The 11,218-nt window shown below is 34.9% G+C and carries 9 protein-coding genes; 8 read left to right on the plus strand and 1 reads right to left on the minus strand.

The window, feature by feature from the left end; genetic code table 11:
• Positions 1-18 precede the first annotated feature (18 nt).
• The 4 genes from uraH (at position 19) to sufD (ending at position 3,673) form a co-directional block, all read left to right on the plus strand.
• Positions 19-432 carry a hydroxyisourate hydrolase gene (gene uraH, locus OXQ85_RS07920; RefSeq protein WP_267403361.1) on the plus strand — a complete coding sequence of 138 codons (414 nt, stop codon included), beginning with the start codon at positions 19-21 and terminating at the stop codon, positions 430-432.
• A gap of 24 nt (positions 433-456) precedes the next feature.
• Positions 457-1,428: a S8 family serine peptidase gene (locus OXQ85_RS07925; protein WP_267403362.1), complete on the plus strand. Its 972-nt coding sequence runs from the start codon at positions 457-459 to the stop codon at positions 1,426-1,428.
• 64 nt (positions 1,429-1,492) lie between these two features.
• Entirely contained in the window at positions 1,493-2,236 is a 744-nt protein-coding gene (gene sufC, locus OXQ85_RS07930; RefSeq protein ID WP_267403363.1) for a Fe-S cluster assembly ATPase SufC, read from the plus strand.
• A 129-nt stretch (positions 2,237-2,365) separates the two neighbouring features.
• The gene (sufD, locus tag OXQ85_RS07935; protein WP_267403868.1) at positions 2,366-3,673 is read left to right on the plus strand and encodes a Fe-S cluster assembly protein SufD; all 1,308 of its coding nucleotides are present in this window, start codon (positions 2,366-2,368) and stop codon (positions 3,671-3,673) included.
• A 443-nt stretch (positions 3,674-4,116) separates the two neighbouring features.
• Here sufD and OXQ85_RS07940 read toward each other — a convergent pair whose 3' ends face one another.
• A complete protein-coding gene (locus tag OXQ85_RS07940; protein WP_267403365.1) occupies positions 4,117-5,046 on the minus strand; it encodes a DUF3078 domain-containing protein in 930 nt (309 codons plus the stop codon).
• 283 nt (positions 5,047-5,329) lie between these two features.
• Here OXQ85_RS07940 and OXQ85_RS07945 point away from each other — a divergent pair, with 283 nt between their 5' ends.
• The 4 genes from OXQ85_RS07945 (at position 5,330) to OXQ85_RS07960 (ending at position 10,826) form a co-directional block, all read left to right on the plus strand.
• Positions 5,330-6,097, plus strand: a complete 768-nt coding sequence (locus OXQ85_RS07945; protein ID WP_267403367.1) for a rhomboid family intramembrane serine protease — start codon at positions 5,330-5,332, stop codon at positions 6,095-6,097.
• 36 nt (positions 6,098-6,133) lie between these two features.
• On the plus strand, positions 6,134-7,243 hold the full coding sequence (gene dprA, locus OXQ85_RS07950) for a DNA-processing protein DprA (RefSeq protein ID WP_267403368.1): 1,110 nt from the start codon (positions 6,134-6,136) through the stop codon (positions 7,241-7,243).
• Between the two features lie 190 nt (positions 7,244-7,433).
• Positions 7,434-8,792 carry an NADP-specific glutamate dehydrogenase gene (gene gdhA, locus OXQ85_RS07955; protein ID WP_267403370.1) on the plus strand — a complete coding sequence of 453 codons (1,359 nt, stop codon included), beginning with the start codon at positions 7,434-7,436 and terminating at the stop codon, positions 8,790-8,792.
• 498 nt (positions 8,793-9,290) lie between these two features.
• Positions 9,291-10,826, plus strand: a complete 1,536-nt coding sequence (locus tag OXQ85_RS07960) for a YifB family Mg chelatase-like AAA ATPase (protein WP_267403372.1) — start codon at positions 9,291-9,293, stop codon at positions 10,824-10,826.
• Positions 10,827-11,218 lie beyond the last annotated feature (392 nt).

Here is an 11,218-nt window from a genome sequence, read left to right on the forward strand (position 1 = left end):
TTGACAATACATAACTCGATGAGAAAGTTTTTATTCATATTTTTTTGTGTTTTATGTTTGAGTCTTTCGGCTCAGGAGAAAAATGGTTTTCAGGTTTCCAGTCATATTTTAGATATTTCACAGGGGCATCCCGCAGGAAATGTAGATGTTGCATTGGAAAAGTTTAATGAAAATACCAAACAATGGATTCCTGTAAGTAAAAAACAAACGGACAGCAATGGCAGAATCAGTGATTTTTTACCTTATGCCAAAGGAACCGAAAACAACGGAAAATACAAATTGATTTTCTCAACAGGAGATTATTATAAAAGTAAAAAAATAGAGACCTTCTATCCGTATATTGAAATTATATTCCAGATTAAAGATAATGAGCATTATCATGTTCCGATTACTTTATCACCGTTTGGATATTCAACATACAGAGGAAGTTAGTATAAAAATTGGAAGTTTTTTTAAATGAATTACAAAAGCTTTTTCTTATTATTTGCTGTAAAGGGTAGCCTACTTTTATCACAAAAGGTAAAAATAGGAATTTGGGAAAGATTTGATGTTAATTCACTTCCGAAAAATAGTGTTTATATAAACACAAAAGAAAACATTAATGCTAAAGATGATGATGGAAACGGTTATGTAGACGATATTCACGGAATTGGCTTTAATGAGTTTGAAAAATTGGTTCCGGAAACATTTGTGGCCAACGAAGGAAATCAGGAGGATTATGATCATGGAACGGCAATCGCCTCGGTAATTCTTCAGCAAAACCCAAATGTAGAATTATACGGAGTGGGCTTTGTTTACACAACGGAAAGACTTGAGAAATCAGGTTTGCTACAACTTTCGGTTGAAGAAAGAATAAAACAGTTGCCACAGGAGCTGGAAAGAATGGATCAGTTTATTCAACAGTCTATTGACTATTTTAGTAAAAATAAAGTACAGCTTGTGAACATCAGTTTTGGGCAGACCCTTGAAGGAATTATAGAAAAGAATCCTAATTTTGGAAAAAATTTGGAAGAACGAACTCAGAATTCCCAAAAGTGGATCAACAGTTTTAAAAACTCTTTAGAAAAGAATTTTAAGAAACATCCCGAAATAACGTTTGTTGTAGCTTGCGGAAATGACGGAAAAAATATAGAAACATCTCAGGATGTGCCTGCCAATATTGTGCTGCCCAACGTAATTGTGGTCGGCGGTCTTGATAAAGATCTGAAACAAAAAGCAGACTTTTCCAACGAAGGAAAAAACATAGACCTCTATGCACCTTCTGAAGATATTGCCGTAACAATGGCACTTAATAAAAAAGAAACGGTTTCCGGAGTGTCTGTAGCGGCACCTTATATTACTGGGAAACTTTCAAAACTTATTGTAAAAAATAAGGTAAATAAACAGAATGTGAAGAAGATCTTGGAAAAAGAGACTTCTGATCATTAAAGAATTGAAGTGAAACATAGACGCATTGAAGGTTTAGCTTTGCGATAATTTTATATAAATTAAAATGTTAGAGATAAAAAACTTGCACGCCAAAATTGAAGATGGCGCAGAAATTTTAAAAGGAATCAATCTTGAAATAAAACCGGGTGAAGTTCATGCGATTATGGGGCCGAACGGAGCCGGAAAATCTACTCTTTCTTCTGTAATCGCGGGGAAAGAAGATTATGAAGTAACAGACGGAGAAATCATTTTCAGAGGTGAAGATATCATCGAAGATGCTCCTGAAGACAGAGCGCACAAAGGTATTTTCTTATCTTTCCAGTATCCGGTAGAAATTCCGGGGGTTTCTGTAACTAACTTCATCAAAGCAGCGATGAACGAAAACAGAAAAGCAAACGGTTTGGAAGATATGCCTGCAAAAGAAATGTTGGCTTTAATCCGCGAAAAATCTGAGCAATTGGGTATTAAAAAAGATTTCCTTTCAAGATCATTGAACGAAGGTTTTTCGGGAGGTGAAAAGAAAAGAAACGAGATCTTCCAGATGATGATGCTTGATCCGAAATTGGCTATTCTTGATGAAACAGATTCAGGATTAGATATTGATGCATTGAGAATTGTTGCAGATGGTGTAAATGCTTTCAAAAATGAAGGAAATGCAGTTCTTTTGATTACTCACTATCAGAGATTGCTCAATTATATTCAACCTGACTTCGTTCACGTTTTAGCAAACGGAAAAATCATCAAAACTGGTGACAAATCTCTTGCTTTAGAGCTTGAAGAAAAAGGGTACGACTGGCTTCTTAATTAATTACAAAATTAAGATATTCAGAGATTTAGATATTATTTAAATTTCAACCTTGAAAATTTCGTTCTTCGGAATGATAGATTTCAGCCAAACAAAAAAGAAAAAATGGTGCAAACCACAGATATACCAGTAATGGCATTACAACAACAGATTATTGAAAACCATAACGAATTTTTGGAGAGTCTTCGTCACAGATTTCTGGATGATGATAGAAAAGCTGCTCTTCAAAGATTTGAAAACGTTGGTTTTCCTACCAGAAAAGACGAAGAATATAAATATACCAACTTAAAGGAGATTACTGAAAAAGGATATAATTTTTTCCCGAAAGAAAGTCACAACATCACCAAAGAGCAGTTGGATCAGTTGCATTTAGGTGAAGAAAATTTTGACTGGATTACTTTCGTGAACGGTAAACTTCATAAAGAATTATCAAAAGTTTCGATTGAAAATGTTGAATTTCTTTCATTTAATTATGCATTAAATGACGAGAAACACAGAGATGTTTTCGAAAAATATTTCAATACAATTGCTGCGGACAAATCGGCTTTCACGAATTTGAATCAGGCTTATTGCAAGTATGGTTTCTTTTTGAAAGTTCCTAAAAATGTTGTGATTGAAAAGCCAATCCACATCTTCTATATTTCTCAAAATCAAGAAGAAAACACGTTCTACAACACGAGAAATTTATTAATCGTAGAAGAAGGTGCAAAAGTGGAAATCATTGAAAGTCACCACAATTTTGACAATACGTATGTGTTGACAAACTCTGTGACGGAAATTTTCACATATCCGAATGCAAAAGCAGATTGGCATAAATTGCAGAACGATAACGATACTTCTTATTTAGTTGATAATACTTTCGCGAAACAGGAAAAAGACAGTTTAACGACTGTAAATACATTCTCTTTCGGAGGTAAATTGGTAAGAAATAACTTAGATTTCATTCAAAACGGATCGAATATCAATTCATTCATGAACGGAATCACGATTATCGGGAAAGATCAGTTGGTAGATCACCACACGGCGGTTCACCACAATCAGCCGAATTGTGAAAGTTATCAGAACTACAAAGGTATTTTCAGCGGAAAATCTCACGGGGTTTTCAACGGGAAAGTATTTGTAGATAAAATTGCTCAGAAAACGAATGCTTATCAGCAAAATAACAACGTTTTATTAAGCGAAGGTGCAACAATTGATACAAAACCTCAGTTGGAGATTTTTGCAGACGATGTGAAGTGTTCTCACGGTTGTACGGTTGGGCAATTGAACGAAGATGCATTATTCTATTTAAGAGCAAGAGGTATTTCTAAAAAAGAAGCTCAGGCATTGCTTTTATATGCATTTGCTAATGATGCGATGCAGAATATCGATATTGAGCCTTTAAAAGAGAAAATTTCAAAGCTTTTGGCGGAGAAACTTGAAGTAGATATAGAGTTCTAACAATATATAATTGATAATAAAAAAGCACTTCTTTTGAGGTGCTTTTTGTTTTTTCGTGGTGTTTTCCATTTTTTGACGCTAAAGATTGCTAGGATTTTTTTGAAATGATTGAGAATATTTTTTGTTCGCAAGGGCGTTTTACTCAGCGAATGATAGCTGAAAATAGGATAATAAACTTAAGTTTTTGAACACGGAGGTCACTGAGTTTTTTTTACTGCTAAAATATTTTTGGTTTCACAAAGCCGTTTCACTTATAAAAGCGTGATAAAAATCAATCGTGTTATTAATTTAAATATTTGTCCTATTTGTGTTTAGAAAATATTTAAGTTTTGGCTAAAGCCGAGATTATTAATCATAAAAAAAGCGGACTAATGTCCGCGGCTATTGATATATTGATATTTTCAATTTACTATTTAAAATTATTGAGCTTACCACTTAAATAATTATTTTTTCAACCACCATTGGCTGTCTTTTCTATCAGAACGTTTTACACCGTTATTCAAAGTATAGGCTAAACCAACTCCAAGCGTTTGTTTAAGCTGCGTTTTCTGGATCTGATTATGATCATACAAAACATCCACCGTAATATTGGAAGAAATGAATCTGTTTACCTTTAAATTCAGAACCATTCCGTATGCTAAAACTAATCTATCAGGATGATCCAAATAATTAGAGAAAACAGAAGCCGTATTCGTCATGTTTACATTTTCCATGATCTTCAATTTATAAGAAGCCGTTCCCAAGAAACCGAACTGCAATAGAGAAGTATCTCCGTCAGCCTTTAAACCATAGCTTCCTGCTGTTTGAAGGTCTTTATCCAATACAAACGTCCATCTGGCGTTGGTAGGTCGTAAAGAGACGTTAATATTATCATTTGGTCTGTACGTAATACCGAGACCGAGATTCAGATATCCCGGAGCCATAAAATTAGATAGCTTTTTAGCAGCCGGATTGTTACCATCTTCATATCCTACCGCAAACTGGGACTGAAAACCCGCTCCTGCAGAAAGATACCAGCTTTTTGCAATTTTTCTACCGTAGTTGGTAGAAACGTTGATAACATCCTGAGTTTTTCTTACCCCAATTCCTTTCGTATCATTTTGACCATAATTTAAAAGGATAATATTTTCCCAAAGATCTTTGTCGTTTTCATAGGTGATATTATAATCAATCGCAGCAAGCCAACCCACGTTGTTTGCTCCACCCCCTACCCAATTCGAGAAGGCAGCCTGATTAATCATTACTGATTGTTTTCCTAAAACCGACCAATGTTTTATTGTATCAATTTTTACAGATCCGGTATCAATGATTACCACCTGAGCACTGGCAAAAATTCCCAACGCAAGGGAAAGAATAAATAAAAACTTCTTCATAAGACTAAAAGATTATCAATTACAAAAGTATAAATATAATTTTTGTTTGAAAGAAAGAACAACTACTGTAAATATTAAATTATTAGTAAACTTTTCTTTAACCAGCTAAAAACAAGCCACTTTAGTCAATCTGAATGCCAAAATATTGATTAAAAATTTAAAACTAATAAAAATCATTACCTTTTGTCTGAAAATAAAATTTCGTAAAGGAAATTCATCGCCAAATTTTCCGAAATTTATCATTGGCTTTTGATTTGTGATCTTCTAAGCCAATATATAAACTATGTTTAAAAATATAATATCCAAAAAAGCGATCCTCAACCCGGTGCTTATGTTAGCAGCGATGTGGTTCGGGTATTTTCTGCAAACGCAGGGCTTTTTTGATAGTTGTTTCGGCGCCATCATTCCTTTAGTTCCTGAAGGCTTGCTAGGTATCGTCACATCTCCCCTTTTACACGGAAATTTAGATCATATCATCGGAAATTCTATCCCGATTGCAGCGTTAATGTTTCTGCTTTACCAGTTTTATCCTTTAGTGGCCAATAAGGTATTTATTCTCGGCTGGCTGGCAACAGGTTTATTGGTTTGGATGCTTCCGCCTATTGATATTCATACCGGAGAATATATGTACACGTGTACCATCGGAGCCAGTGGTGTAGTCTACGTTTTAGCCTTTTTCCTTTTTTTTAGTGGTGTTTTTAAATGGAATATGAAACTTCTTACCATTTCGTTACTTGTCGTTTTGTATTACGGAAGTTTGGTTTGGGGAATGTTTCCTGAAGAACTTTTCTATAATTTACAGGAACCAAGTAAAATTTCATGGCAGGCTCACCTTTCGGGTGCAGTCGTGGGAAGTATTCTTGCTTTTATGTTTAAAAATGTAGGTGATAAAAAGAAAAAATACATCTGGGAATTTCCTAATTATTATAGCGAAAGAGACGATAAACTTTGGCAGGAATACAAGGAAAATCATCCGGAAGATTTTATGGAATTACCTTACAAAAAACGAGACGATATTTGGGATCATTTGGAAGAATTGAGAAGAAAATAAAACTAAATTGCTACATTTGTTAAAAACAGAACACAAATGTATTCCGAAGAACATCTTTACTCCATCGCCTTGCGAGAATGCAATCTTATCGGTGATATTAATTTCTATAAACTTCTAAACACCTTCAAAAGTGCAAAAGAAGTCTGGGATCACGCTAAAAAAGAATACAGCAAAGTAGACGGCATCGGCAGAAAAACCGTTTCCGATATCGGAAATCCTGAACATCTGAAATTTGCAGAAAAGGAATTAGAATTTTGCGAAAAGAATAATATCCAAATCAATCTTCGACACCTCGGAAACCTTCCGAATTTGCTTAAAGAATGCGATGATGCACCCGCAATTCTCTATCAAAAAGGAAATTTTGATGATAACCTAACCGCCGTAAGTATTGTAGGTACAAGAAACATTACGCCTTACGGAAAACAATTCATCGATGATTTTTTTGAAGAAACACAACATTCAAACTTCATATCTATAAGCGGTTTGGCATTGGGAGCCGACAAAGAGGTTCACGAACAATCTCTTCATTATCAAATTCCTACAACCGGAGTTTTAGCGCATGGCTTCCATACTTTTTATCCTTCAAAAAATAGAAAGCTGGCAGAAAAAATGCTTGAAAACGGAGGTGCTTTATTCACCGAATTCAATTCATCTCAAAAACCGGATCGCGAAAATTTTATCCAAAGAAATAGAATTGTAGCAGGCATTTCTCCGGCAACCATTGTTGTAGAAACCGCATTTGGAGGAGGCTCCATCAGCACAGCGACGTTTGCAAACAATTATAACAGAGAAGTTTTTGCCCTTCCCGGAAAAATAACGGATAAATATAGTCAAGGCTGCAATCAATTGATCTATCAAAATAAAGCGACTGCCATTTCAACGATCAAAGATTTAGTCGATTCTTTGGGATTTAATAAACCTAAAGATAAAATAGAAGAATTATTTCCTCGAAGCGAAATTACCGTTCAATTCACTGAAAATCAAAAACTAATATATACCACCATTGCAGCTCATCCGCAGATCAGTTTAGACGATTTGGCGGAGAAAATTTCAATGCCTTCTCACAAAATTTTACCGATAATTTTAGAGTTGGAACTTTTGGGGAAAGTAAAATCATTTTCCGGGAGGCAATTTGCGGCAATTTGACAATTAACGATTTCTTAATATTGCATTATTTGAGAGATAACTTTTAATTTTTAATAAAATTTGTATAAAAATTATCAATTTAATAATATTTCGAAACATTATTATTAAATTTTTAATAAAGTTTAAATAAGGTATTGTGAATTTTGAAAAAAAAATTAAATTTGTTGACAATAATATTCAACCCTAATATATGGAACAATATAATATTGACCAGAAAATACAAGAGTTTATTGCAAAAATTGAGGCAAAAAACCCGAACGAACCGGAATTTTTACAGGCCGTAAAAGAAGTTGCCGTTACCGTAATTCCGTTCATCATGACAAGAAAGGAATATACCGGCATGAAGCTTCTTGAGAGAATGGCTGAAGCTGAAAGAATTATTATTTTCAGAGTTCCATGGGTTGACGATAAAGGAGAGATCCAGGTAAACAGAGGTTTCAGAATTCAGATGAACTCTGCCATTGGACCTTACAAAGGAGGAATTCGTTTCCATCCTACGGTAAACCTTTCAGTTCTTAAATTCTTAGCTTTCGAGCAGGTGTTTAAAAACTCGTTGACTACGCTACCAATGGGTGGTGGTAAAGGAGGTTCAGACTTCGATCCGCAAGGTAAATCTGATATGGAAGTTATGCGTTTTTGCCAAGCTTTCATGACGGAACTATGCAAGCATGTAGGTCCTGAAACAGACGTTCCTGCAGGAGATATCGGTGTTGGTGCAAGAGAGATCGGATATTTATTCGGGCAATACAAGAAAATCAGAAATGAATTTACGGGAGTTCTTACAGGAAAAGGATTGGCGTACGGAGGTTCATTAATTCGTCCTGAAGCTACTGGCTACGGAGTTGTTTACTTCGCTGAGCAGATGCTTAAAACAATCGGACAAACGTTCAAAGATAAAACAGTAACTGTTTCAGGTTTCGGAAACGTAGCTTGGGGAGTTATTAAGAAAGTATCTGAGCTAGGCGGTAAAGTGGTAACACTTTCTGGACCAGACGGATATATTTATGATAAAGATGGTATCGATGGTGAAAAAATCGATTATTTATTAGAGCTTAGAGCTTCTGGAAACAACAGAGCTGAAGATTATGCTAAGAAATATCCATCTGCAGAATTCCACGCTGGAAAACGCCCTTGGGAAGTGAAGTGTGATGTTGCCATCCCTTCTGCAACTCAAAATGAGCTTGATCTTGAAGATGCTAAAATCTTGGTAGAAAACGGATGTGTTTGTGTAACTGAAGCTGCAAATATGCCTTCAACTTTAGATGCCATCAACTATTTCCTAGACAACAAAGTATTGTTCTCTCCAGGAAAAGCGTCTAACGCAGGTGGTGTAGCTACTTCAGGTCTTGAAATGACACAAAACTCTATCCGTCTGAACTGGACTTCTGAGGAAGTTGATGCAAGATTGAAAGAGATCATGATCGGAATTCACAAAGCATGCAGAGACTACGGAAAAGAGGAAGATGGCTATGTAAACTACGTAAAAGGCGCCAATATCGCCGGATTCGTGAAAGTTGCAGAAGCAATGTTAGCTCAAGGAGTCGTATAAAAATACAAAGGTTGGGAAATCCCCGACCTTTTTTGATACAGCCTGTTCCCGGGATTTATAAATGGGATAAAAGTAAAAAGTGAAAGGAGAAAGCGTTGATTATTCAACGCTTTTTTTATTTTTTAGACCCTGTTTAAAATTTTATCTAAAATTTTTTGTGTCATTCTGAAAGGAATTTTGCGCAGCATTATGAAATGAAGAATCTTTTAAAATTCAGATATTTGAGATTTTTCGACTCCACTGCGTTTCGCTCAAAATGACACTGTGTAAAATTGAAATTAGAAATTTAAAACAGACTCTTAGACTTTTGTAAAAGTTTAATATAATCTAGAAAACAAATTTTTTACGCCAATTAGTTATTTCTAAATTATGTTTAAATACTTTAAGCTTAAAATTAAAAATATTTTAAATTAAATTCTACAAAATTAAGATTATCAAACACTTGCAAATTCAAATCAAATAAAAAAAAATAAATTACATTTACATTAAAACACAATCATGTTAATAAAAATTTACGGAAGTGCCATCTTCGGAGTTTCAGCGCAAACGATCACGATTGAAGTAAATGTAGATACCGGCGGCGTAGGCTATCATCTCGTAGGCTTACCCGATAATGCCATTAAAGAAAGTAGCTACAGAATTTCTGCTGCATTAAAAAACGTAGGTTACAAAATACCCGGAAAGAAAATTACCATTAATATGGCTCCCGCAGATTTGCGAAAAGAAGGAGCGGCTTATGACCTGAGCATTGCTATGGGAATTTTGGTAGCTTCTGACCAGATTATCGCGGAAAATATTAATGAATATATCATCATGGGCGAACTTTCTCTTGATGGAAGTTTGCAGCCGATAAAAGGCGTTTTGCCGATTGCCATTCAGGCGCGGGAAGAAGGCTTCAAAGGTATTATTTTGCCCAAACAGAATACACGGGAAGCCGCTATTGTAAATAATCTTGACGTTTACGGAGTTGAAAATATTAAAGAAGTGATCGATTTTTTTAATGAAGGAAAACCATTACAAAAAACGATTTTAGACACGAGAAAAGAATTTCAGGAAAGAATCAATGATTTTCCGTTTGATTTTTCAGAAGTTAAAGGTCAGGAAACCGCAAAACGGGCGATGGAAGTAGCCGCAGCCGGAGGTCACAATATCATTTTGATTGGCCCTCCAGGCAGTGGAAAAACTATGCTTGCAAAAAGAGTTCCGAGTATTTTGCCTCCGTTGACATTGAAAGAGGCACTGGAAACCACCAAAATTCATTCGGTGGCGGGAAAAATGGGAACCAATACGTCACTCATGACCATAAGGCCTTTTAGAAATCCGCATCATACGATATCTGACGTAGCCTTAGTCGGCGGTGGGGGCTATCCGCAACCTGGTGAAATTTCGCTTGCTCATAATGGGGTTTTATTTCTAGATGAAATGCCGGAATTTAAAAGAACCGTTCTCGAAGTGATGCGTCAACCGTTGGAAGACCGTGAAGTTACGATTTCACGAGCACGATTTACGGTAAATTATCCTGCAAGTTTTATGCTCGTTGCCTCGATGAATCCTAGTCCGAGCGGTTATTTTCCAGACGATCCGAATAATACTTCATCAACTTTTGAAATGCAAAGGTATATGAATAAACTTTCTGGGCCACTACTCGACCGAATTGATATTCATATTGAAGTTCAGAAAGTTGAATTTGAACAACTGGCAGAACGAAGAAAAGGTGAAAAAAGTGAGGATATCAGAAATCGTGTTTTAAAGGCTCGCGACATTCAACAGGAACGATATAAAGATTTAAAAATCAGCTATAATGCTCAAATCGGGCCTAAAGAAATTGAGAAATATTGTAATTTAAATCAAGCTTCTTTTTATTTGATAAAAATGGCAATGGAAAAATTAAACCTCTCTGCAAGAGCCTACGACCGAATTTTGAAAGTTGCCAGAACCATTGCTGATCTTGAAGATTCTGAAAATATCCAGTCCGAGCATATTTCTGAGGCAATACAGTATCGAAGTCTGGATCGTGAGTTCTGGAATGTGTAAGAAGATCTATGGGAATTAATAGTATAAGATTCTGAATTATATTGAAAATTTAAAAAATCTTTAATATAAATTCTTGTTTGTGTTATATTATTATGTTAAATTTGAAATACTGAATTGATTAATATTTAAAAATAAAATCATTATACTATTGACAGTTGTTTATTTTTACCTTAAATTTAATTAAAAACCAATAAAAATACTTATTTATTAAATGTCATTTATTTGTGACAATTTAATAAAGTGCTTTACACAAAACTAAAACTAATATGAAAACACACATAGAAATCTCCCACACCTACCCTTGATTTAGATCTTTTTCTTTATAAAGAAAATCAAACTTTTTAGATCTTTTACTTTCGCTATTATTTTGTGAAAGACTATCTCTTATGATC

This window comes from Chryseobacterium sp. GM_Chr_2 (assembly GCF_026540445.1).
GTDB lineage: Bacteria > Bacteroidota > Bacteroidia > Flavobacteriales > Weeksellaceae > Chryseobacterium.

Excerpts from the sequence above, each read along its gene's own strand:
- uraH (WP_267403361.1), top strand. The coding sequence starts at position 19 with ATGAGAAAGTTTTTATTCATATTTTTTTGTGTTTTATGTTTGAGTCTT.
- OXQ85_RS07925 (WP_267403362.1), top strand. The coding sequence starts at position 457 with ATGAATTACAAAAGCTTTTTCTTATTATTTGCTGTAAAGGGTAGCCTA.
- sufC (WP_267403363.1), top strand. The coding sequence starts at position 1,493 with ATGTTAGAGATAAAAAACTTGCACGCCAAAATTGAAGATGGCGCAGAA.
- sufD (WP_267403868.1), top strand. The coding sequence starts at position 2,366 with ATGGCATTACAACAACAGATTATTGAAAACCATAACGAATTTTTGGAG.
- OXQ85_RS07940 (WP_267403365.1), bottom strand. The coding sequence starts at position 5,046 with ATGAAGAAGTTTTTATTTATTCTTTCCCTTGCGTTGGGAATTTTTGCC.
- OXQ85_RS07945 (WP_267403367.1), top strand. The coding sequence starts at position 5,330 with ATGTTTAAAAATATAATATCCAAAAAAGCGATCCTCAACCCGGTGCTT.
- dprA (WP_267403368.1), top strand. The coding sequence starts at position 6,134 with ATGTATTCCGAAGAACATCTTTACTCCATCGCCTTGCGAGAATGCAAT.
- gdhA (WP_267403370.1), top strand. The coding sequence starts at position 7,434 with ATGGAACAATATAATATTGACCAGAAAATACAAGAGTTTATTGCAAAA.
- OXQ85_RS07960 (WP_267403372.1), top strand. The coding sequence starts at position 9,291 with ATGTTAATAAAAATTTACGGAAGTGCCATCTTCGGAGTTTCAGCGCAA.